Source organism: Tenacibaculum sp. IB213877 (assembly GCF_034043975.1).
GTDB lineage: Bacteria > Bacteroidota > Bacteroidia > Flavobacteriales > Flavobacteriaceae > Polaribacter.
Genome location: NZ_JAXCHH010000001.1, coordinates 559,070 through 581,460, shown reverse-complemented (window position 1 = coordinate 581,460; position 22,391 = coordinate 559,070). Strand labels below are relative to the sequence as shown.

Here is a 22,391-nt window from a genome sequence, read left to right as displayed (position 1 = left end):
ATCAACCAAACTAAAAATGAATCAGTCAGACTTTTTAAAAGCTGTATTACCGTTTAAAGACAAAGTATTTCGTTTGGCAAAACGTTTGCTTGTCTCTACCGAAGAAGCAGAAGATGCAACACAAGAGTTGTATTTTAAATTATGGAAGAACAAACACAAGCTATCTGACTATAATAATATTGAAGCATTTGCTATGACGATGACTAAAAATTATTGTTATGACAGATTAAAGTCAAAACAGGCATCAAATTTAACGTTGGTTCATAGTAATTATAAAGAAAAAGAAACATCGCTCGATAAAAAAGTAGAGCATAACGATAGCGTAAACCAAGTACATCAGCTCATTGAAAGTTTACCCGAACAGCAAAAAATTATCATTCAGTTAAGAGATATTGAACAATATGATTTTGATGAAATATGTAAAATGGTAGATATGAAACCAACGGCAGTTAGAGTAGCTTTATCAAGAGCGCGTAAAACAATAAGAGAAGAATTAATTAAAAAACATAACTATGGAGTTAGCTAACATAGAAAAGTTATTACAAAAATATCTGGAAGCAGAAACCACATTGCAAGAAGAAGCTATATTAAGAGAGTATTTTACTTCTAACCAAGTAGCTCCTCATTTACAAGAGTATGGTATACTATTTGGATATTTTAAACAAAACCAAAGTGAAACCTTTACAAAAACCATTCAGTTAAAACCTGAGAAAACATCTAATAAGAACTGGAAATGGTTGTCTGTAGCAGCGTCAGTAGCTTTGTTGGTAAGTGTTTTTATAGGCAAACAAGAGTACGAAAAACATCAAGAGCGTAAACAGTTTGCCCAAATAAAAGAAGCATTACAAATGGTTTCATCTAACTTAAACAAAGGAAATGACGCATTGTATGCCGTTTCAGATAATTTAGGAAAAGGAAATGAAGCTGTTAATAAGCTTAGTACTTATCAAAATACAGTAAATAAAGCAAATACAATTTTAGACAAAGCAAATTATTAAACAAACCCAATAAACCAAGTTAAAATAAGATATTATGAAAAAAATAATTTTAATATTAGCCTTAGTTTTTACTTCAAATGCTATTTTCTCACAATCAATCTTTGATAAATTAGAAGATTTAGATGATGTATCATCTGTAGTAGTAACTAAAGATGCCTTTGAATTGTTAAAAAAGTTTCCGGATGCTGATTCTGAAGACATGAAAATTTTTAATACAGCCAAAGGATTACAAGAATTAAAAGTGTTTTCTACAGAAAACTTAAATATTGCATCGCAAATGGAAAGTATGGTAGATAATGCTATTAAAAAATCAAATTTAACACAATTAATGCGTGTTAAAGACAAAGGATCTCGTGTGAAAATTTACATCAAAGCAACTAAAAACAAAGATATTGTTAGTGAAGTTTTAATGTTTGTAAAAGACACAGAAGTTAATGATAAAGATGATAAACCAACTGCTACCATTATTTCATTAGTTGGTGATATTGACGTGAACAAGTTATCTGAGATTGCTAACGATTACGAGAAAAAACCGAATAAATCTAAATAATGTAAGGTTGGGCAATAAATGCCCAACTTTACTTTTTAAAAATAAACAAAAATGAAAAAACTACATTTAATTGCTATATTGTTTACAACTTTGGCTTTTACAGCTTGTAAAAAACAAAGTTTGCAATCGTATTTAGTAGAAAGTCAGAATAAAAAAGAGTTTATAACGGTTGATGTTCCTTCAAGTATTTTACAGTTAAGCATGGAAAATGCTTCGGATGCTGATAAGCAAGCGTATGAAAGTATTCGTAAAATCAATTTTGTAGCATTACCTTATGATAAAGCTAAAGAAGGTGAATATGAAACCGAAAAAAATAAGTTAAAAGAAATACTTAGCAATTCATCTTATAAAAAGTTGATGAACTTTAAAGATAAAGGTAAACATGCTACCATTTATTATTTAGGAGAAGCCGATGCTATTGATGAAATTATAGCCTTTGGTTATGGTGAAGGAGCAGGAGTGGGCGTAGCTCGCTTACTAGGAGATAACATGAACCCTAATGCTATTATGAAAATGATGAAGAATGTAAAAGTAGATGGAGACAATATTAATTTAAAAGAATTCAAAATGATTTTTGATAAAGCTGAAGAAACATCAGCAGAATAGAAACAACCAAACCACTACCTAAAAACCACAACCAAACATTCACGGTTGTGGTTTTTTGTTTTAACTGGTCATTAACAGCTAACACAGTTTAAATTCTTATTTTTGAAACCTTAAGAAAGAGATTTGTATGAGAAAAATATTCCTATCCCTATTATTAGCAATTACAACAACATTTGTTTTTGCACAAGCTACTGAATACAGAGCCGAAAGAGAAAAAATACACGATTTAGTACACACCAAGTTAAAAGTGGATTTTGATTTTAAAAATCAAACGATGAATGGAGAAGCTTGGGTAACGGCAAAACCACACTTTTATTCACAAGATAAAATTACCTTAGATGCCAAAGCTATGGTAATTCATAAGGTTACTACAAATAATCAAACGTTGAAATACGATTATGACGGATTTGAATTAACTGTGAATCTACCAAAAAAGTACAGCAGAAACGAAGAGTTTACATTATACATCAATTATACGGCACAACCCGAAAAAGTAAAACAAAAAGGAAGCAAAGCTATTACGTCTGCTAAAGGATTGTATTTTATTGATCCGTTAGAGGAAGATCCGAACAAGCCAACTCAGATATGGACACAAGGAGAAACTGAAGCAAGTAGCTGCTGGTTTCCTACCATAGATGCACCGAATCAAAAAACGTCACAAGAAATTTATATTACTGTTCCGCAAAAGTTTGTCACACTTTCTAACGGGAAGTTAGAAAAACAAACAACAAATACTAATGGAACAAGAACAGATTATTGGAACTTCACTCAAAAACATGCTCCGTATTTATTTTTTATGGGGATAGGAGAGTATGAGATTGTTAAAGATCAATACAAAAACATTCCAGTTGAATATTATGTAGAGAAAGAATACGCACCTTTTGCACGAGAAATTTTTGGTAACACTCCGGAAATGTTACAATTCTTCTCAAAAATTACCGGAGTTGAATATCCGTGGAATAAATATGCGCAAATTGTTGGTCGTGATTATGTAAGTGGTGCGATGGAAAATACTACAGCAGTTATTCATGGAGAAAACGCATACCAACGTTCGGGTCAGTTAATTGATGAGAATGTACAAGAAAATACCATTGCTCACGAAGCTTTTCATCATTGGTTTGGTGATTTAGTAACTGCTGAAAGCTGGAGTAACTTAACCGTAAACGAAAGTTTTGCTAATTATAGTGAGTATTTGTGGTTAGAATATAAATACGGAAAAGATGAAGCGGATGCACACTTGTTTGAAGACACACAAGGATATAAAAACGGACAAAATTATAGTAAACACTTAGTTCGTTTTCATTATGATGATAAAGAAGACATGTTTGATGCGGTAAGCTATAATAAAGGGGGAGCAATTTTACACATGTTGCGAAATTATTTAGGAGACGATGCCTTTTTTGCTGGCTTAAACACGTATTTAACAGAAAACAAATACGGAACTGGAGAAGCGCATCAATTGCGTTTGGCTTTTGAAAAAGTGAGTGGTCGTGATTTAAACTGGTTTTTCAATCAGTGGTATTATGGTAACGGGCATCCGAAGTTAGACATTTCGTATGATTACAACCAAATACGCAAAACAGTAACAGTAAATATTTATCAAACACAAGAAGAGGATTTCAAATTCCCATTAGCAATAGATGTTTTTGAAGGAAGCAAAGCTATACGTCATAATGTGTTTGTAGATGGTAAAGAAACCTCATTTACCTTTCCATATGCATCACAGCCTAACTTAATTCAGATCAATGCAGATGGTGTTTTGTTGTGTGATGTTAATGAGAATAAAGTATTGAGCGATTATATCCATCAGCTTAAATATGCTAAAAACTACATGCATAAAAGAGAAGCATTGTTAGAAGTGGTAAAACATCAGGATAACAAAGATGCTTTTGAAGCCGTAGCAAAAGCTATGAATAATCCTTTTTATAAGATTAGAAAGTTAGCAGTTGAAAATATCAATCTTGCCAATAAAAACTCTAAAAGAAGAGAAATTGAACAACTAAAACGAATTGCTAATAACGATGCTAAAACATTGGTACAAGCAGCAGCAATTGAAACTTTAGGTAAATTGATTGATCCGGAGTTAAAATCAATTTTTGAAAAAGCATTACAAAGTAAATCATACTCGGTAATGGGGAAAGCGTTGGTTTCTTTGTATTATTTAGACAAGCCAATGGCGATTGCCAAATCAAAAGAATTACCAATTGAAGTTAAAAAGATCATCGCTACGCCATTAACCCGTATTTATTTACAAGAAAATGATGATAGTGAGTTGGCTTTTATAGCAGGAAATGTATTATCAGGTATGTTTTTAAGTGGCGATAAAAATGTACAAGCTTTATATAAACAAGCCTATGAAAAAATAGGAAAAAGTAATAACACAGCAGCAATTCAAAATCTTTCAGAAGATATTGTTACCAAAGGAAAACAATACAGTCAGTACGGATTTGACCAAGTAGGAATTAACTTATTACGTCAAATGGTACAGATGCAAAAAAATGCTAACGGAAGTAATGAACAAAAGAATATTGCTATCATTCAAGATGCAATGTCAAAATTATTGAGTAAAAAATAGTATGGTATATTTGTTGCCTTTTTAAGGTAAAACTACTTTTTATGAAAAAAACTACTTTACTATTACTTGTCGTTTCATTTATGGTTGCGTGTAGCAGTGTAAAAAAAACACAACAAGCTATTAATACAGGAAACTATGATGAGGCTATCAATTTATCTATTGAAAAATTAAGAAAAGATAAATACAAAGAAAAAAATCAACCGTATGTGGTAATGCTTTCTGATGCTTTTAGCAAAGTAACTGAAAGGGACTTGGATAGAATTTCATTTCTTGAAAAAGAAAGAAATCCAGAAAATTTGGAATCTATTTACAGATTGTATCAACAATTAAATAATAGACAGGAGCGTATAAAACCATTATTACCGCTTACAGATGCTTCTACGGGTAAAAATGTTGCATTTAATTTAGCTAATTATGATGATGATCTTATAGATGTAAAAGAAGATTTATCTGAATACTTATATAACAACGCTCTTGATTTATTAGAACGTAAGAATACTAATAAATATGATTACCGAGAGGTTTTTAATAATTTACAATATTTAGACAAGATCAATCCTAATTACAAAGATGTAAGAACTTTATTAGATGAGGTACATTTTAAAGGAACCGATTTTGTCTACGTAACCGTAAAAAATCAAACCCGACAAATTATTCCGCGTCGCTTAGAACAAGATTTATTAGCGATGGATACCTACGGATTGAATGATTTTTGGACAGTTTTTCATGCGCAAAAAGATAGAAACATTAAATACGATTTTAACTTAGAATTAAATCTAAGACGTATTGATATTTCTCCAGAAAGAATTAATGAAAAAGAGATTATCAAAGAAAAACAAATCAAAGACGGATTTAAGTATTTGTTAGATAATAAAGGTAATGTTAAAAAAGATAGTTTAGGTAACGATATAAAGGTAGATAAGTTTAAAACTGTTCGTTGCCGTGTGTATCAATTTACACAACAAAAAAGTAGTGCTATTACAGGTGTGGTAAAGTATATTGATAATAATTCACGTCAGTTATTAGAGTCTTTCCCTATACAAAGTGAGTTTGTTTTTGAACATAGTTATGCCAATTATGATGGAGATAGAAGAGCGTTAAATTCAGCGTTGTCTGATTTAATTGAGCTTCGAGAAGTTCGTTTTCCGTCAAACGAGCAAATGGTGTTTGATACCGGAACCGATTTAAAAGAAAAACTTAAATATATTATTACCAGAAATAAGTTTAGAAATTAAACATATATAGCTCCTGACATTTCCAGGAGTTTTTTATTTTTATACACCATGGATTTATTCTCTCAGTTTGACAATTCGATTAAAAATTTGCTTCCTTATGATGGAACGGTAAACTATTACGGTTGTGTATTTCCGCGTTTGCAAGCAGATAATTATTACGATGTATTATTGAATACTATTGAGTGGAAAAATGACGAGGCAATTATTTTTGGTAAACGAATGGTAACCAAACGTAAAGTAGCTTGGTATGGTGAAAAACCGTTTGAATATCAATATTCAAACGTTACTAAAATTGCGTTGCCTTTTACTAATGAGCTTTTAGAAATTAAAAAGAAAATTGAAGAGCTCACCAATGAAACTTATAATTCTTGTTTATTGAATTTATACCACGATGGTTCAGAAGGGATGGCGTGGCATAGTGATGGTGAAAAAGATTTAAAGAAAAACGGAGCGATTGCCTCGGTAACGTTTGGTGCCGAACGTAAGTTCGGATTTAAACACAAAGAAACTAAAGAAGTAGTATCGTTGGTATTACAACACGGATCGTTATTAGTAATGAAAGACGAAACCCAAACCCACTGGCTACACCGATTACCACCTACCAAAAAAGTACATCGACCACGAGTAAACTTAACGTTTCGAACTATTGTTGAAAAGTAATAATACTTAGTTAAAAATTAATAAGAAAATCTTTTATATTTGTAACCAATGTATAAGGTTGTGTAATATGGTTACTAAAGATTATTATTCTTTAACTGAGGCTTCAGAAATTTTAGGTAAAAGTAAAGAAACTTTAAGAAGATGGGACAATGAAGGCAAACTTTCTGCTGCTCGAGAACCAATTAGTCAGTACCGAATATACAAAAAAGAAGAAATACATTCCTATTTAAATCAGCTTTCAATTGATATAGATGAAGAAGTTGATAATTACGTTCAAGCGAATAACGAGTACAGAGTTCTTGAGTTATTTGCAGGAGCAGGAGGTTTAGCAATTGGTCTAGAAAAATCTGGACTAAAATGTGTTGCATTAAATGAAATAGATAAGTGGGCTTGTCAAACTTTGAGAGAAAATAGACCTGAATGGAATGTTTTAGAAGGAGATATAAAAGATTTTGATTTTTCTGAATATAAGGATAAAGTTGAGGTTGTAACAGGAGGTTTTCCATGTCAGGCTTTTAGTTATGCAGGAAAAAAATTAGGTTTACAAGATGCTAGGGGAACTCTTTTTTACGAGTTTGCAAGAGCTGTAAAAGAAATAAACCCTGTGATTTGTATTGGAGAAAATGTAAAAGGTTTATTATCTCACGACAAAGGTAAAACCATAGAGGGTATGAAATCAATTTTAGATGAGATTGGTTACAATGTGGTTCCTGTTCAAGTTTTAAAAGCAATTAATTATAAAGTTCCTCAAAAAAGAGAGAGAGTAATTTTAGTAGGGATAAGAAAAGATATTGATATAGAATATTCTTACCCGAAACCTCATAATAAAATATACAATTTAGAAGATGCTCTTAAAAAAGGAGAATTGTATGATTGTGATGTACCTATATCTTCTGGGGCTTCTTATCCAGAGCATAAAAAAGAAGTTTTAAATTTAGTTCCGCCAAAAGGATATTGGAGAGATTTACCATTAGATATTCAAAAAGAATATATGGGTAAAAGTTTTTATCTAGGTGGTGGTAAAACAGGAATGGCACGTAGAATTGGTTGGGATGAACCTTGCCTAACATTAACCTGCAGTCCTGCACAAAAACAAACAGAGAGATGTCATCCTGATGAAACAAGACCCTTTACTGTAAGAGAATATGCTAGAATTCAAACCTTCCCCGATGATTGGAAATTTGCGGGTTCAGTTTCACAACAGTATAAACAAATAGGTAATGCTGTTCCTTGTAATTTAGGTAAAGAAATAGGTTTTTCTATTGTTAATTTTTTGAATAACTATTATTCGAAATTAAAAAGTTCAGAATCTTCAATCTCTTTAGCTAAAGCCATGTAGCCTTCCTTGAAAAAATCTTCAGTATCAAGTGATAAAATTGTTTGATCTAAGTTAGACACTAATTTTGAATAAAAGTCTTCAAAACCGGTTAGCCTATGCCAAAATTCTGTTCCGATAATAACAGGAAAGTGTTTGTCAATTTCTTTATAGTGTTGACTTAGCTGATGTTCTTCACCATAAATAACGCCTAAAACTAAATCAGAGTTATTTAATTTAATAGAATTTGTTCTTGCTAAATTTGAAACCGTATTAAATTTTCTAAGTAAAGGATTTACATCTTCTGAGTTTATGGTATTTGGTCCTGATTTTAATTGGCACCATTTTTTTCTTCCATCAATTTTATCTGTAAACTCAATATCCATCCCTTTTATCAAAGAACCAGATGCGAGTCCAAGTTCAACAAACATGTTTTGTATTCGTGTGCCAAAAGAAGTATTAATAGAGGTTCCTAAAATCCTGGGATAATACAAAGCTTTAGCAATTCCAACGGGAGTAAAGTCATTTTCAAGTATCTTAGATAAATACTTAACAATAATTGGATTTATTTTATAAGATTTTAGCTTTGAATGTGTTTTCAAAGAGTTTATTTTATGATTTTCAAAAATTTTGGTTTTAAAATATTCAGTAATAATTAATAATAATTCTTCTTTTTCCATAGTTCAAATATAATTTACTTCATCTTTTCAAAAAAACTCAACTCATAATTAGGTAGTAATTCAGGATGTGTAATTTTAATAATATCTTTTAACACTAAATCAGGTCGGGTAGGAGCTAATTCAAAATATATAACTCCACCAGTGGTACCTTTTTTAAGGTTAGGTGTGTAAATTTGGTTGTTGGTAAATGCCTCAAACTTGTTATACAACTCGTTACTTTGCAGTAATTGTTCTTTGGTGTTAAAATAACCTGGTGCAATCCAAAAATCAGCATGTTGAGCTTTGTCTAACACGCTTTCAAAACTCAACGACAAACTTCCTTTACCTTCGGTGTCTTTCCATAAATAATTGGTATTCGCATCTTTTAAAAATTGCGCTACAAAACTATCACCAGCAGGTAAGTTCCACACATCTTTTTGCATAATAGCACCCGATAAAATAGTGGGTTTTTGGGTGGTTTGTTGTGCAATATCTTTGGCTTGTAAATAATTCTTCTCAATAACGCTAAAAATACTGTCCGCTTCTTGTTGTTTGTTTAATAACACACCAAAAACCTTGATCCATTCGGCACGTCCTAACGGAGTTTCTTCTAACCAATCGCCATTTAACACTACCGGAACTCCGTTTTGTTCGATGAGGTTTAATGATTTGTTGGTTTTTTGCATGGAGAAACCTACCACTATATCAGGTTGTAGGTCTAACAATACTTCGGTATTTAAATCCGCTTCCTGACCAATTTCTTTGATGTTACCTGCATCAATAAGTTTTCTAGTTTTTTCAGAGGAAACATATCGTGTATGTGGAAATCCGACTAACGTATTTTCACCACCTAACAATTCCAACATCGGAATATGTGTTGTTGAGGTAGCTACTAACTTTTTAACCGGAATTTGAATTTTCCCTTTTTCTTTATCCGTAGAAAACCCATATTCAAAGCTTTCATTTGCGTTTAAATACGGGTTTTTAATCGTTAAATGTATAGTGTTTCCTTCTTGATGTATATCAAATCCTTTCGCATATTTTACTAAAGATGGTGTTGTTTGTTCTTTAACCTCTTTTTTATGTTGTTTACATGAAAAGAGTAAGAATATACATCCGAAGAAAAAAATAAAAGACTTTTTCATTTATGAGAAAATAATATTTTCTTGTTCCTGAACTCTAATAAACGTAGTTCTTTTGGTTAATTCTTTTAATCGGCTAGCTCCAACGTATGTGCATGTTGAACGAACACCACCTAAAATATCTAAGACCGTATCATTTACATCACCACGGTACGGAATTTCAACCGTTTTTCCTTCTGATGCTCTGTATTCAGCAACACCACCCACGTGTTTGTTCATAGCCGTTTCTGAACTCATTCCGTAGAAAATTTTAAAATGTTCTCCGTCTTTTTCAATCAATTCACCACCACTTTGCATATGACCAGCAAGCATACCACCTAACATCACAAAATCGGCACCACCACCAAAGGCTTTAGCAACATCACCAGGTATTTTACAACCACCATCAGAAATAATTTGTCCGCCTAAACCATGAGCAGCATCAGCACACTCAATAATTGCCGATAATTGCGGATAACCCACACCTGTTTTAACACGTGTAGTACATACTGATCCAGGTCCGATACCAACTTTAATAATATCAGCTCCCGCTAATAATAATTCTTCTACCATTTCACCAGTAACTACGTTACCTGCCATAATTATTTTATCAGGATGTTGAGTACGCATTTTCTTAACAAAATCTACAAAATGTTCTGAGTAGCCATTGGCAACATCAATACAGATAAAATTAATATCGTTAAATTCTGAAAGGATCTTTGCTGTTTTTTCTGCGTCTTCTTTTCCTGTTCCTGTACTAACGGCAATGTTTTTTAAAGTTTGTTCATCAGAGTTTAGTACAAAATCTTTCCACTGATCAAAATTATAATGTTTATGAATAGTGGTAAACATATTATGTTTTGCTAGTGCTTTTGCCATTTCAAAAGTACCTACAGTATCCATATTTGCGGCTATAATAGGCACACCGCTCCATGTTTTTGAGCTATGCATAAACTTGAATTCTCTTTCTAAGCTTACTTGCGAACGCGATTTAAGAGTAGATCTTTTTGGACGGATCATAACATCTTTAAAGCCCAATTTTAATTCATTTTCAATTCTCATTTTGAGTCTAGATTTTAAAACTCGAAGATATAAAATCGTTAGCGTAAATAATTGCTTTGTTAATAAGATTAGATATATTTGTGCCGATTTTTGGTTTTGCCTACAACTATCGTTAAGGCAAATTAAAAGGGAATTCGGTGCAAATCCGAGACTGTTCCCGCAACTGTAAGCTATAAAGCTTGTAACTAAATCTTTTACCACTGCGCAAGCGGGAAGGTGAGTTACAAGACGCAAGTCAGGAGACCTGCCATAAATCAAAAGTAAAAAACTTTCGGGATAAGAGTTTTGTACATAATTCGTACACAATTTTACCTGATTTATTGTAAATCAAAAATTTAATTAATGAAAAAACAATTTGTAATTGTTAGTGCATTGGCATGTTTATTTGCTACTGCAAAAATTTCAGCACAAGAAGCTGAAAAACAAGAGGAGTTAGATGAAATAGTGATTTCTGCAACAAAATTTAATTTAAAGAAGGAAAACACAGCCAAAGTAATTCACAAGATAACTCAAGAAGATTTAAAGAATAATGCTGGAAAATCTGTTATCGACGTAATTAACAATGTTGTTGGCGTAGAAATTAAAGGTGTGAATACAAATTCTACTGAGCCTCGAAGTACGTATATACGTGGAGGTAGAAGTAGGCAAGTACTAGTGTTAATTGACGGAATTCCTGTTTCAGACCCATCAGGAATTAATCAAGAGTATGATCTGCGTTTACTTTCCTTAAATCAAATTGAAAGCATTGAAGTTTTAAAAGGAGCTTCATCTACTTTATATGGAAGTGGAGCAGCGACGGGTGTTATAAATATTATTTTGAAAAAAGCTTCTGAAGATAAAATATCAGGAGGATATGAAGCTAGTTTTGGAACAAATAATGATAGTGAAACTTCAAGTAATGTATTTTCTGACTTAAATCAGAATGCAAATTTTAGTGGTACTTTGAATAGAGTTAAATTCTTAGCATCTTTCGGATTAATTAGTAAAGACGGAATGTCTTCTGCAAAAAGTAATACGAATACAAAATTTGAAAATGATAAGTATTACAGTGAAAATGGATTGTTGAAATTAGGGTATGATTTTTCGGATAATTTTTCTATAGAAACCTTTATGAATTATGATAGCTTTGATTATGATTTTGACGCTGATATTTATACTGATGAAAAATTAAATGATGGAAATCAAAATCAGTTGAGAATAGGTGTAAAGCCTCGTTTTACATATGAAAATGGAGAATTATATGTATTAGCTTCTTATAATGATATTAAAAGGAAGGTTAACCAATTTAATTCTTATGGAGGTTCAATTAATACTTCTGTTTATCAAGGACAAAGTTATAATATAGATGCTGTTAATAAGTTTAATCTTACAAACATTAATTTACAGTTAATCACTGGTGTGAATTATCAAAAGCATGATAATAATACAACAACACCATATGGTAATATTGATAATAAATTAGCTAATTTTAATACTATTGATCCTTATGTGTCAGCGGTATATATATCTGATTTTGGTTTAAATGTAAATCTTGGAGGACGTTTAAATAATCATAGTGAATATGGAAGTAATTTTGTTTATGACTTTAATTCTTCTTATAATTTCTTAAATATAGAAAATACAAATTTAAAAGTTTTAGCGTCTTATAGTTCAGCTTTCATTACTCCTAGTACTTATCAATTATTTTCTACTTATGGAAACCTAGATTTAGAACCAGAAACAAGCGAAACCATAGAAACTGGGTTTGAATTAGGTTACAAAAATATTATAGAGTTAGAAGCAGTTTACTTCAATAGAAAAGAAGAAGAAGCTATAATTTATCAAAATTTACCAGATTTTCCATACGGAATTTATCAAAATACAGATGAAACCATAAAAGTCAATGGAATTGAAGCGAATCTACGTGTTAAACCAATTGATCAAATAAGATTAAATGTAGGTTATACTTATACTGATAAAGAAGTTGATGTTGATTATATTCCAAAACATAAATTTATTGCTAGTTTAGAAAGTAATCCGTTTAAAAATGCATTTGTTTCTTTAGTTTATAAGAATGTTGGAGAGCGTTTTGCGCCTTATTATGATAGTACAGTTTTTGCTACGGTTGAAGCGACTTTACCAAAGTATAATTTATTAGATTTAAATGCCAATTATAAATTGTTGAATGAAAAGGTGACTTTATTTGGTTCTGTTACTAATCTTTTTAATGAAGATTATGAAGATGTTTTAGGTTATTCTACTAGAGGAAGAAACTATAAACTAGGAATTAGATTACAATTTTAATTAAAAGTTAAATTGTTATTAAATGCAAAAGCTCTTGAAATTTCAAGAGCTTTTTTATTAAATTAATTTTTTCACTTCACTTTTAATAATTGCAATAGCTGTTTCTGTTGGACTTTCTATTTGCGAGTAATCAATTAAAATATTATCTCTAAGCTCTTTTGCGTCCTTACTATTTTCTGTTATTTCTCTCAATTTTTTAAGTATGGCCAGTTTAGAAGCTACAACAGCTTTCCAAGTAGTATCAGTAACATAAATTTGTTGTACTAAATTGTGTTCAAACTCTTGTTCAATATTACTAATTAGCAAATGTAAATAACTATTAGCATCCTCACCTATAGGGTTTACGCGTAGTATGAGTTTAGAAGGGTTGATGCGTTCGCAAAAAAGCAACATTCTTTCATAAGCTTGAAGTTTTACAGGTAAACTTTCACGTTTTTTTTCAATTAAAGCATTAAATTTTTTTTCGTTATTATCGTAATCAATAAAACGACTCAAAATAAGATATGCAACACCTCCGGTAACTAAGGCGGGTAATGCATAGGCTAATCCTTCTATAATTTTATCTTCCATATTGCGAATATACAAGTCCTGTTAAAATTGCCAATCCAAAACTTAATAAAGTTCCAATTAAAATGTATTCGGTTAATTTTCGGTCTTTGGCTTCTGTTAAATCTCCAAATCTAAAAATAGATTTTGCAGCCAATAAAAAACCTACACCTTCCCATTTTCCTAAAGCTACAAACATAAAAACAAATAAACGCTCTAAAATACCAATGTACTTTCCTGCTTTTATTAATGATTTCTCATCATTTTTTAAATTAATTTGTGGAGCCCATTGGGTAATAATAACGCTTATTATAACAGAAGAAGCATGAGTTACAAATGCTAAACTAGCTACAAGTAGCAAGTTTTTTTCTGAAAAAACCTCTTGAAAATCAACTTCAAAAGGCTTATACAAATAAGTTACTACAATAATGATAACAATGTGTAAAAGCTGATCAATAAAAAATAGTAGTCTTTTATTTTTCTTTTTTTGAAGATATAACTTGCCTAAATCTATTAAAAAATGAGTTAAAATAATCAATAAAAAACCTGCCCAGTATGTTGTGTTAAAAGCTAATGTAATCATTAACAAAAGTGCATGTACACCTATGTGATAGTATAGCTTTTTAGATTTTATTTTATGTTTTTCTTTATGTTTTACCCAACTAAAGGGTTGAAATGCAAAATCACCCAGCAAATGGGCTATAAGTAATTGTAAAAATAGCATCATAGTTCTGCAATTTTCTTAGTAATAAGTTTTCTATACCTGTTTTCTAATTTCATGATTTCTTCATAACCGGCTCGTTTTCTTCGTTTGCTAATCCCTGCTTGAGATATGTTTAAAATATCTCCCATCTCTTTTTGTGTTTTTTTTGGGTTTTGTATAGATGCGTGTACAAATTCTGCAGAATTGGCAGTCCAATCATCCATAACTAATAAAGCTAAACTAACTGAAACATCTAGCTCTTCATTTACCTCTTTCCAAGGTGATTTTATAGCTAACGTTTGTTTTTTTAGTAAATTGTCAAAAGCATACCCTGAATTTATAAATGCTTCTCCATTTGATTCGGTAATAGTAGCTGCATCAAAGGTTTTAGACCCAATACCTACTGCCAAACGAACATCTAAATTAGCAATTTGTTTAATGCCAGATTTTATAAGTAAACATATTTTAAGCGCTTCTTTTGGTGTGACCTCTAATTGGAAACTATCTCCTCTATAAACTTCCCAATTTTTAGGAGTTGAGCCTAGAGTGTTAAAGATAGTTTTTAAAATAGGTAACCAAGCATCCGCAGAAATATTTCTAGAATTAATGATATCTCCTGTTATAATACTGGTAGTTTTCATAGTTTCCCTCTTTTTTGAGTAAATATACAATTTTTTTATAACTATTAAACGTTATTTTTTCGAATATAACCTTTAAGGATTATATTTTGAAATATTCCTTTTATAAGGAATTATTTATTGATGCTTAGATGTGAAACTTTTTTGTGAATAAAAAAAGAGCAATATTCTTCATAGAACCTAAAAGAATGGTTAATTTTCGGACTTTAAATACTTTCAATAAAATTTTCCATTGAGTACTTATTTAGAACAACTTAACGAACCCCAAAGGGCAGCGGTTTTACAAAAAGAGGGTCCTATGATTATCATTGCTGGCGCCGGATCTGGAAAAACCAGAGTGTTAACCTACCGAATTGCGCATTTAATGGAGCAAGGGGTAGACCCGTTTAATATTTTATCATTGACCTTTACCAATAAAGCAGCACGCGAAATGAAAGAGCGTATTGCTAAAGTAGTAGGGTATAGTGAAGCTAAAAATTTATGGATGGGTACCTTTCACTCAATCTTTGCAAGAATTTTACGTGCAGAGGCAGATAAATTAGGATATCCTTCAAATTTTACTATTTATGATACGCAAGATTCAGTTAGATTGATTACAGCCATAATTAAAGAAATGAATCTCGATAAAGATAAATACAAACCAAAACAAATATTAAGCAGAATATCTTCATTCAAAAACAGTTTAATAACGGTTAGAGCGTATTTTAATAATTCGGATTTGCAAGAGGCTGATTTAATGGCAAACCGCCCAAAAGTAGGAGATATTTACAAAGAATATGTAGATAGGTGTTATAAATCTGGAGCCATGGATTTTGATGATTTATTATTAAGAACCAATGAGTTATTAGCTCGTTTTCCAGATGTATTAGCAAAATACCAAGATCGTTTTCGTTATATTTTGGTGGATGAGTATCAAGATACCAACCACTCACAGTATTTAATTGTTCGTGCGTTGGCAGATCGTTTTCAAAACATTTGTGTGGTGGGAGATGATTCGCAGAGTATTTACGCTTTCCGTGGGGCAAATATTCAGAATATATTAAACTTCCAGAAAGATTATCCAGATGTAAAAACATTTAAGTTAGAGCAGAATTATCGTTCTACAAAAAACATAGTAAACGCAGCAAATTCGGTAATTTCAAAGAACAAAACGAAGTTAGATAAAGAAGTTTGGACAGCTAATGATGCTGGAAATTACATCAAAGTAATGCGTACAATCTCTGATGGAGAAGAAGGACGTTTTGTGGCACAATCTATCTTTGATAATAAAATGAATCATCAGCTTAAAAATGATGAATTTGCTATTTTATATCGTACCAATGCACAATCAAGAGCTATTGAAGATGCATTGCGTAAAAAAGATATTAAGTACAAGATTTACGGAGGAATTTCTTTCTATCAACGTAAAGAAATTAAAGATTTACTATCATATTTACGCTTGCTAATCAACCCAAATGATGAAGAAGCATTAAAAAGAGTAATCAATTATCCTGCAAGAGGAATTGGACAAACCACAATAGATAAATTAACTATAGCTGCAAATCACTATAAGAAATCCATTTTTGAAGTGATTTTGAACATTAATTCATTGGATTTAAATCTTAATTCTAGTACCAAAACCAAGTTGCAGAATTTTGCCAATATGATTCAGCGTTTTCAAATAGAGGCACAAACCAAAAATGCTTTTGAGGTTGCTGATTTGGTAGTGAAGCAAACACAATTAGTTAAAGATTTACAAAAAGATGGAACGCCAGAAGGAGTAAGTAAAGTTGAAAACGTTCAGGAATTATTGAACGGAATTAAAGATTTTATTACCGATAAAATTGAAACAGGAGATGATGCTTCATTACCAATTTTCTTAGAAGATGTTGCATTGGCTACCGATTTTGATTCTGATAAAAAAGACGATACTCCGCGTGTTTCTTTAATGACTATTCACTTGGCAAAAGGACTTGAGTTTCCGTATGTGTATATTGTTGGATTGGAAGAAAATTTATTTCCCTCAGCAATGAGTATGAATACTCGAAGTGAACTAGAGGAGGAGAGACGCCTGTTTTATGTAGCATTAACCCGAGCAGAAAAACAAGCATATTTAACTTATGCACAAACTCGTTATCGTTGGGGTAAATTAACAGATGGAGAACCTAGCCGTTTTTTAGAGGAAATTGACGATCAATTTTTAGAGTACATCACACCAAAATTACCAGAGCCATCCATGAATCGATTTATAGATGCTGATTTGTTTGATGATGCACCTAAAAAGATTCGTTTTCAAAAACCTATTCAAAAGAAAAGACAAGAGTTTTTACAGAAAAAAGAAAAACCAGCGGTTGTTCCACCAAAAGGAAAAATGAAAAAAGTTTCCGAGGCAAATTCAACAATAAATCTGTTTGATGGAGATATTGCTGTAGGAAACATTGTAGAACATAACCGTTTTGGTACAGGTGAAGTATTGGCTTTAGAAGGAAAAGGACCTAACAAAAAAGCTGAAATTCAGTTTGCTACCGTTGGTAAAAAGAAATTATTATTACAATTCGCAAAATTAAAAGTGGTAGGATAAAGGTTACAACGCTATTTTCTAAGGAAAAAAAACATTGATAACTAAAATTAATCACTATTTTGCAACAAATAAATATTGAAAATGACGTTTGATTTAGAGTATAATTCTGAAAGATCCAAATTAATAATTCCAGAATATGGAAGACATATTCAAAAGTTAGTAAATCATTGTGTAGAGCTAGCTACTAAAGAAGAGCGAAACACTATGGCACTTGCAATTATTGACGTAATGGGTAATTTACAACCTCATTTACGAGATGTGCCTGATTTTAAACATAAGCTATGGGATCAGTTACATATCATGTCTAATTTTAAGTTAGATGTTGATTCACCTTATGAAACACCATCAAAAGAAGAACTTCAAGAAAAGCCAGAACGTTTACCATACCCAAAAGCAGCATCAAAATACCGTTTTTATGGTACTAACATTCAAACAATGATTGATGTAGCATTAACTTGGGAAGAAGGAGAAATGAAAGATGCTTTGATATTTACCATTGCTAATCATATGAAAAAATGCTATCTGAATTGGAATAAGGATACTGTAGATGATAGTGTAATTTTAGATCATTTGTATGAATTATCTGATGGTAAAATAGATATCAGAAATTCAGAAGAAGATCTTACAGAAAGTAGAGATTTAATGCGTAAACGTACTACACAAGGAAAAAAGAAAAGTTCTAAACCCCATAATAAAAATAGAAAACGATAGATGGCATCATTTAAAATAGAAGGAGGTCACAAACTAAAAGGAACCATTACGCCACAAGGAGCTAAAAATGAAGCATTACAAATCATTTGTGCAGTTTTATTAACTCCAGAAAAAGTTATAATTAACAATATTCCAGATATTATAGATGTAAATAAACTTATTTTCATCTTAGGTAAATTAGGAGTTAAAATTGAAAAGTTATCTGCTAATTCCTATTCGTTTCAGGCAGATGATATCAATTTAGAATATTTAGAAAGTGAAGAATTTAAAAAAGACGGTAGTTCACTTCGAGGTTCCATAATGATTGTTGGACCGTTGTTAGCTCGTTTTGGTAAGGGATATATTCCACGTCCGGGAGGAGATAAAATAGGTCGTCGTCGTTTAGATACTCATTTTGAAGGCTTCATCAATTTAGGTGCAGAGTTCCGTTACAATCGTGAAGAACATTTTTATGGTGTAGATGCACCAAATGGTTTAAAAGGAACTTCAATGTTGTTGGATGAAGCTTCAGTAACAGGTACTGCTAATATTATTATGGCAGCTGTTTTAGCTAAAGGAACAACCACAATTTATAATGCAGCCTGCGAACCTTATATTCAGCAATTATCTAAAATGTTGAATAGTATGGGAGCAAAAATTACCGGAGTAGGTTCTAATTTATTGAAGATTGAAGGGGTTGAAAAATTAGGTGGTTGTGAGCACACTATTTTACCGGATATGATTGAAATTGGTAGTTGGATTGGTTTAGCTGCTATGACACAGTCGGAAATCACTATTAAAGATGTAAGTTGGGATGATTTGGGACAAATACCTGATGTGTTTAGAAAACTCGGTATTCAATTAGAAAGAAAAGGTGATGATATTTTTATCCCTGAGCAAGACAACTACGAAATCCAAAATTATATTGATGGATCTGTTTTAACAGTAGCAGATGCACCATGGCCAGGGTTTACACCAGATTTATTAAGTATCGTTTTAGTGGTGGCAACACAAGCTAAAGGAACGGTTTTAATACACCAGAAAATGTTTGAAAGCCGCTTGTTCTTTGTAGATAAGTTAATTGATATGGGTGCCAAAGTAATTTTATGTGATCCACATAGAGCAACCGTAATTGGTCATAACCGTGAGTCGCAATTAAAAGCTACAAAGATGACTTCACCAGATATTCGTGCAGGTATTTCTTTATTAATTGCTGCACTATCTGCTAAAGGAACCAGTATTATCAATAATATTGAGCAAATAGATAGAGGTTATGAAAGAATTGTACCTCGCTTACAAGCTATTGGTGCTAAGATTGAAAGAATTGAAGAGTAATTAATAAATAATAAAAAAAAAGGGTAGTGCTAAACTACCCTTAAATCTTTTAGCAATCATATACTTGAGGACAACCAAAATATAAACTACAATACTTAGGGCCAGTAACATTTCCTGCACAATCACAACCACATTTGGTTAAATCTATAGGTTCTATACCCGCACCGCCAAAAATGTTTTGTAAATCTTGTTTAGATAAGATATTTGTTCCTGTAATGTTTAAAAGGTTAATTTTCATAATAAAGGGTTTTAAAAAATTAATAATCAGTTATTTGAATATAAATTTAATAAAATTAAAAAGTAATTCAAAAATTTAATGTGTCAAGTTGACACTATTTTTTTATTGGCAATATTCTTGCTACATGAATACAGATAAATTAAAGAAACTATTTACAATGGGTAAAGGTCAATATACAAAAGAAGACGAGTTAAAAGATAATATCAAGCAAGGCAATCTTGATGAGATTATTGATGAAAATGAAGAAGTTTCAGCAGAAAAAGAGCAAAAAGAAGAACCTACTGTTGAAGAATTAGTAGCTGTAGAAAAGGATAAATATTTACGCTTGTTTGCAGAGTTTGAAAACTACAAAAAGCGTACTACCAAAGAAAGAATTGAGCTATTCAAAACAGCTAATCAGGAATTAATGACAGTTTTACTGCCAGTTTTAGATGATTTTGAGCGTGCACTGACACATATTGAGGATGATAAAGAAGCTGAAGAACTACGTAAAGGAGTGCTATTGATCTATCAAAAATTATTAAAAACCTTAGAGCAAAAAGGTTTATCTGCTATTGAGGTACAGCAAGGTGATGCTTTTGATGCAGAAACACATGAAGCAATTACTCAAATTCCAGCTCCTTCAGATGATTTAAAAGGAAAAATTATCGATTGTGTAGAAAAAGGATACAAATTAGGAGATAAAATCATTCGTCATCCAAAAGTAGTGGTGGCACAAGCATAAATTAAAGACTGTCATTCTCGCAAAGGCGGGAATCTCATCATTAATAAAAATATTCCTGTTTTAACAGGAATGACAATGTAGAAAATGGCAAAACAAGATTATTACGAAATATTAGGCATTTCAAAATCGGCTTCACAAGCTGAAATAAAAAAGGCATACCGAAAAATGGCAATTAAGTATCATCCAGATAAAAACCCGGATGATAAAGAAGCAGAAGAAAAGTTTAAATTATGTGCAGAAGCTTATGAGGTATTAAGTGATGAACAAAAACGTTCTCGTTATGATCAATTTGGTCATGCAGCTTTTGAAGGAGGCCAAGGTGGTTTTGGCGGTGGAGGAATGAATATGGATGATATTTTTAGCCAATTTGGAGATATTTTCGGAGGAGCCTTTGGTGGTGGCTTTGGCGGCTTTGGTGGAGGCGGACAACGTCAGACCAGAGTAAAAGGTAGTAACTTACGTATTCGTGTAAAACTTACTTTAGAAGAAATTGCCAAAGGAGTAGAAAAGAAAGTCAAAGTACGTCGTAAAGTAAAAGCAGACGGAGTTACTTATAAAACCTGTACTACTTGTAATGGTAGCGGACAGCAAATGCGTGTCACCAATACTATTTTAGGTAGAATGCAAACAGCAACAACGTGTTCAACTTGTCATGGTGCAGGTGAAATTTTAGATACCAAACCTAATGGAGCAGACGCTCAAGGTATGATTGTTAAAGAAGAAACAGTTTCAATTAACATTCCAGAAGGAGTAACTGAAGGTGTTCAGTTAAAAGTAGGAGGCAAGGGTAATGAAGCTCCTGGTAAAAACTCTATTCCAGGAGATCTATTAGTATTGATTGAAGAAGTACAGCATGAAACATTAAAAAGAGAAGGAAGTAATATTCACTATGATTTATATATTAACTTCTCTGAAGCTGTATTAGGAGTTTCAAAAGAAATTGAAACAGTAACAGGTAAAGTAAAAATTAAAATTGAACCAGGAACACAATCAGGTAAAATTTTACGATTAAAAGGAAAAGGATTACCAAGTATTGAGCGTTATGGTTTAGGAGATTTTTTAATACATATAAATGTATGGACTCCTCAAGAATTGAGTAAAGAACAACGCCAATTTTTTGAAAATATGAAAGAGGATGCTAATTTTAGTCCAAATCCTCAAAAATCAGATAAATCTTTCTTTGAAAAGGTAAAAGATATGTTCTCATAAAAAAAATATTTTTTTTTATTTTTTTGTGTTGAATAATTAAAATATGTTTTATATTTGCAGTGTTATTAGAGACGTCTAATAACACTTTTTCTTTTTCATAGCAATTTTCCCACTCAATCCTATTGAGTGGGTTTTTTTATGAATAGATATTAATAAAGAAATATAAGAACAAGCAGATCAGTCTTATCGCCATTTTTGGAGGAAAGTCCGGACACCACAGAGTAAGCATAGCGGATAACATCCGTCCGGTGTAAACCGAGGACAAGTGCAACAGAAAGAATGTACAGGTAATGCTGTAGTGAAATCAGGTAAACTCTATGCGGTGCAATGCCACGTATATTAGAGCTCGAGTGCTACTCGCACAATTCTAAGGGGTAGGCAGATTGATTCTATAAGTAATTATAGAGCGAGATAAATGATAAGAACTTTTTTAAGTTACAGAATCCGGCTTATTGATCTGCTTTTTTCTTTTTCATTGACTTTATTATAGTTATCTACTTATCTTCAAATATTTAAAAATTGTTAATATCTTAAAAATAGACTATTTTTCGTTTTAAAAATTAAAGAATAACTAAAAATAGAAGTTTTTAATTTTAAATATTTATTATTTCATTGGTTTTGCTATTTATCTTTTAAAATTCCTTAAAAAAAAGTAAATTCGCAACGCACAAAAATTAACAAACA

The 22,391-nt window shown here is 31.5% G+C and carries 21 protein-coding genes, 1 other RNA gene and 1 riboswitch; of the genes, 15 read left to right on the top strand and 7 right to left on the bottom strand.

Annotated features, from left to right (window positions below; translation table 11 throughout):
• Positions 1–16 precede the first annotated feature (16 nt).
• The 8 genes from SLH33_RS02555 to dcm all read left to right on the top strand — a co-directional run bounded on the left by SLH33_RS02555 (position 17) and on the right by dcm (position 7,963).
• Complete coding sequence (locus SLH33_RS02555; RefSeq protein WP_320417493.1) at positions 17–526, top strand: sigma-70 family RNA polymerase sigma factor; 510 nt, start codon at positions 17–19, stop codon at positions 524–526.
• The gene (locus tag SLH33_RS02550; RefSeq protein WP_320417492.1) at positions 513–998 is read left to right on the top strand and encodes a hypothetical protein; all 486 of its coding nucleotides are present in this window, start codon (positions 513–515) and stop codon (positions 996–998) included. Before SLH33_RS02555 ends, SLH33_RS02550 begins: the two co-directional genes overlap by 14 nt.
• A gap of 34 nt (positions 999–1,032) precedes the next feature.
• The gene (locus SLH33_RS02545) at positions 1,033–1,548 is read left to right on the top strand and encodes a DUF4252 domain-containing protein (RefSeq protein ID WP_320417491.1); all 516 of its coding nucleotides are present in this window, start codon (positions 1,033–1,035) and stop codon (positions 1,546–1,548) included.
• 51 nt (positions 1,549–1,599) lie between these two features.
• The gene (locus SLH33_RS02540) at positions 1,600–2,154 is read left to right on the top strand and encodes a DUF4252 domain-containing protein (RefSeq protein WP_320417490.1); all 555 of its coding nucleotides are present in this window, start codon (positions 1,600–1,602) and stop codon (positions 2,152–2,154) included.
• A gap of 127 nt (positions 2,155–2,281) precedes the next feature.
• Positions 2,282–4,729 (top strand): M1 family metallopeptidase, encoded by a 2,448-nt coding sequence (locus SLH33_RS02535; protein WP_320417489.1) that lies wholly within the window; start codon positions 2,282–2,284, stop codon positions 4,727–4,729.
• Positions 4,730–4,770: 41 nt separating this feature from the next.
• Entirely contained in the window at positions 4,771–5,964 is a 1,194-nt protein-coding gene (locus SLH33_RS02530; RefSeq protein WP_320417488.1) for a hypothetical protein, read from the top strand.
• A 48-nt stretch (positions 5,965–6,012) separates the two neighbouring features.
• A complete protein-coding gene (locus tag SLH33_RS02525) occupies positions 6,013–6,624 on the top strand; it encodes an alpha-ketoglutarate-dependent dioxygenase AlkB family protein (RefSeq protein WP_320417487.1) in 612 nt (203 codons plus the stop codon).
• 67 nt (positions 6,625–6,691) lie between these two features.
• Positions 6,692–7,963, top strand: a complete 1,272-nt coding sequence (gene dcm / locus SLH33_RS02520) for a DNA (cytosine-5-)-methyltransferase (RefSeq protein ID WP_320417486.1) — start codon at positions 6,692–6,694, stop codon at positions 7,961–7,963.
• On the opposite strand, the gene SLH33_RS02515 is transcribed toward dcm, so the two are convergent.
• Genes SLH33_RS02515 through SLH33_RS02505 form a run of 3 tightly spaced genes read right to left on the bottom strand, consistent with a single transcriptional unit; the run spans position 7,909 to position 10,781 of the window.
• The gene (locus tag SLH33_RS02515; RefSeq protein ID WP_320417485.1) at positions 7,909–8,619 is read right to left on the bottom strand and encodes a PmeII family type II restriction endonuclease; all 711 of its coding nucleotides are present in this window, start codon (positions 8,617–8,619) and stop codon (positions 7,909–7,911) included. The two genes, dcm and SLH33_RS02515, sit on opposite strands and share 55 nt — an antisense overlap.
• Positions 8,620–8,633: 14 nt before the next feature.
• Complete coding sequence (locus SLH33_RS02510; protein ID WP_320417484.1) at positions 8,634–9,743, bottom strand: ABC transporter substrate-binding protein; 1,110 nt, start codon at positions 9,741–9,743, stop codon at positions 8,634–8,636.
• Positions 9,744–10,781 (bottom strand): GMP reductase, encoded by a 1,038-nt coding sequence (locus tag SLH33_RS02505; RefSeq protein ID WP_320417483.1) that lies wholly within the window; start codon positions 10,779–10,781, stop codon positions 9,744–9,746. It abuts the gene before it with no gap.
• A gap of 74 nt (positions 10,782–10,855) precedes the next feature.
• Positions 10,856–11,048, top strand: a riboswitch (cobalamin riboswitch).
• A 75-nt stretch (positions 11,049–11,123) separates the two neighbouring features.
• On the opposite strand from SLH33_RS02505, the gene SLH33_RS02500 reads away from it, so the two are divergent.
• Positions 11,124–13,064, top strand: a complete 1,941-nt coding sequence (locus tag SLH33_RS02500) for a TonB-dependent receptor plug domain-containing protein (protein WP_320417482.1) — start codon at positions 11,124–11,126, stop codon at positions 13,062–13,064.
• Positions 13,065–13,121: 57 nt separating this feature from the next.
• Here SLH33_RS02500 and SLH33_RS02495 read toward each other — a convergent pair whose 3' ends face one another.
• The 3 genes from SLH33_RS02495 to SLH33_RS02485 are packed head-to-tail and all read right to left on the bottom strand — an operon-like array spanning position 13,122 to position 14,954.
• Positions 13,122–13,634 carry a hypothetical protein gene (locus SLH33_RS02495; RefSeq protein ID WP_320417481.1) on the bottom strand — a complete coding sequence of 171 codons (513 nt, stop codon included), beginning with the start codon at positions 13,632–13,634 and terminating at the stop codon, positions 13,122–13,124.
• Positions 13,624–14,337 carry a DUF3307 domain-containing protein gene (locus SLH33_RS02490; protein ID WP_320417480.1) on the bottom strand — a complete coding sequence of 238 codons (714 nt, stop codon included), beginning with the start codon at positions 14,335–14,337 and terminating at the stop codon, positions 13,624–13,626. The genes SLH33_RS02495 and SLH33_RS02490 overlap by 11 nt, the downstream gene beginning before the upstream one ends.
• Positions 14,334–14,954, bottom strand: coding sequence for a transcriptional regulator (locus SLH33_RS02485; RefSeq protein ID WP_320417479.1), 621 nt, complete (start codon positions 14,952–14,954; stop codon positions 14,334–14,336). The genes SLH33_RS02490 and SLH33_RS02485 overlap by 4 nt, the downstream gene beginning before the upstream one ends.
• Positions 14,955–15,183: 229 nt before the next feature.
• On the opposite strand from SLH33_RS02485, the gene SLH33_RS02480 reads away from it, so the two are divergent.
• The 3 genes from SLH33_RS02480 to murA all read left to right on the top strand — a co-directional run bounded on the left by SLH33_RS02480 (position 15,184) and on the right by murA (position 19,536).
• Complete coding sequence (locus SLH33_RS02480; RefSeq protein ID WP_320417478.1) at positions 15,184–17,511, top strand: ATP-dependent helicase; 2,328 nt, start codon at positions 15,184–15,186, stop codon at positions 17,509–17,511.
• An 81-nt stretch (positions 17,512–17,592) separates the two neighbouring features.
• The gene (locus tag SLH33_RS02475) at positions 17,593–18,222 is read left to right on the top strand and encodes a DUF4290 domain-containing protein (protein ID WP_320417477.1); all 630 of its coding nucleotides are present in this window, start codon (positions 17,593–17,595) and stop codon (positions 18,220–18,222) included.
• Entirely contained in the window at positions 18,223–19,536 is a 1,314-nt protein-coding gene (gene murA / locus SLH33_RS02470; protein ID WP_320417476.1) for a UDP-N-acetylglucosamine 1-carboxyvinyltransferase, read from the top strand. It begins immediately after the preceding gene.
• Between the two features lie 49 nt (positions 19,537–19,585).
• Here the strand turns inward: murA and SLH33_RS02465 are convergent, their stop codons facing one another.
• A complete protein-coding gene (locus SLH33_RS02465) occupies positions 19,586–19,774 on the bottom strand; it encodes a hypothetical protein (RefSeq protein WP_320417475.1) in 189 nt (62 codons plus the stop codon).
• 124 nt (positions 19,775–19,898) lie between these two features.
• Between SLH33_RS02465 and SLH33_RS02460 the strand changes: the two genes are divergently transcribed.
• The 3 genes from SLH33_RS02460 (at position 19,899) to rnpB (ending at position 22,175) form a co-directional block, all read left to right on the top strand.
• Positions 19,899–20,498 (top strand): nucleotide exchange factor GrpE, encoded by a 600-nt coding sequence (locus SLH33_RS02460; RefSeq protein ID WP_413818251.1) that lies wholly within the window; start codon positions 19,899–19,901, stop codon positions 20,496–20,498.
• An 84-nt stretch (positions 20,499–20,582) separates the two neighbouring features.
• Positions 20,583–21,707: a molecular chaperone DnaJ gene (gene dnaJ, locus SLH33_RS02455; RefSeq protein ID WP_320417474.1), complete on the top strand. Its 1,125-nt coding sequence runs from the start codon at positions 20,583–20,585 to the stop codon at positions 21,705–21,707.
• A 169-nt stretch (positions 21,708–21,876) separates the two neighbouring features.
• Positions 21,877–22,175, top strand: an RNA gene (gene rnpB / locus SLH33_RS02450) — RNase P RNA component class A.
• Positions 22,176–22,391: the final 216 nt, after the last annotated feature.

Coding starts and splice junctions, on each gene's coding strand:
- SLH33_RS02555 (WP_320417493.1), top strand. CDS start 17: ATGAATCAGTCAGACTTTTTAAAAGCTGTATTACCGTTTAAAGACAAA.
- SLH33_RS02515 (WP_320417485.1), bottom strand. CDS start 8,619: ATGGAAAAAGAAGAATTATTATTAATTATTACTGAATATTTTAAAACC.
- SLH33_RS02465 (WP_320417475.1), bottom strand. CDS start 19,774: ATGAAAATTAACCTTTTAAACATTACAGGAACAAATATCTTATCTAAA.
- SLH33_RS02460 (WP_413818251.1), top strand. CDS start 19,899: ATGAATACAGATAAATTAAAGAAACTATTTACAATGGGTAAAGGTCAA.
- SLH33_RS02505 (WP_320417483.1), bottom strand. CDS start 10,781: ATGAGAATTGAAAATGAATTAAAATTGGGCTTTAAAGATGTTATGATC.
- SLH33_RS02510 (WP_320417484.1), bottom strand. CDS start 9,743: ATGAAAAAGTCTTTTATTTTTTTCTTCGGATGTATATTCTTACTCTTT.
- SLH33_RS02500 (WP_320417482.1), top strand. CDS start 11,124: ATGAAAAAACAATTTGTAATTGTTAGTGCATTGGCATGTTTATTTGCT.
- SLH33_RS02545 (WP_320417491.1), top strand. CDS start 1,033: ATGAAAAAAATAATTTTAATATTAGCCTTAGTTTTTACTTCAAATGCT.
- SLH33_RS02485 (WP_320417479.1), bottom strand. CDS start 14,954: ATGAAAACTACCAGTATTATAACAGGAGATATCATTAATTCTAGAAAT.
- SLH33_RS02550 (WP_320417492.1), top strand. CDS start 513: ATGGAGTTAGCTAACATAGAAAAGTTATTACAAAAATATCTGGAAGCA.
- dcm (WP_320417486.1), top strand. CDS start 6,692: ATGGTTACTAAAGATTATTATTCTTTAACTGAGGCTTCAGAAATTTTA.
- SLH33_RS02540 (WP_320417490.1), top strand. CDS start 1,600: ATGAAAAAACTACATTTAATTGCTATATTGTTTACAACTTTGGCTTTT.
- SLH33_RS02535 (WP_320417489.1), top strand. CDS start 2,282: ATGAGAAAAATATTCCTATCCCTATTATTAGCAATTACAACAACATTT.
- murA (WP_320417476.1), top strand. CDS start 18,223: ATGGCATCATTTAAAATAGAAGGAGGTCACAAACTAAAAGGAACCATT.
- SLH33_RS02490 (WP_320417480.1), bottom strand. CDS start 14,337: ATGATGCTATTTTTACAATTACTTATAGCCCATTTGCTGGGTGATTTT.
- SLH33_RS02495 (WP_320417481.1), bottom strand. CDS start 13,634: ATGGAAGATAAAATTATAGAAGGATTAGCCTATGCATTACCCGCCTTA.
- dnaJ (WP_320417474.1), top strand. CDS start 20,583: ATGGCAAAACAAGATTATTACGAAATATTAGGCATTTCAAAATCGGCT.
- SLH33_RS02530 (WP_320417488.1), top strand. CDS start 4,771: ATGAAAAAAACTACTTTACTATTACTTGTCGTTTCATTTATGGTTGCG.
- SLH33_RS02475 (WP_320417477.1), top strand. CDS start 17,593: ATGACGTTTGATTTAGAGTATAATTCTGAAAGATCCAAATTAATAATT.
- SLH33_RS02525 (WP_320417487.1), top strand. CDS start 6,013: ATGGATTTATTCTCTCAGTTTGACAATTCGATTAAAAATTTGCTTCCT.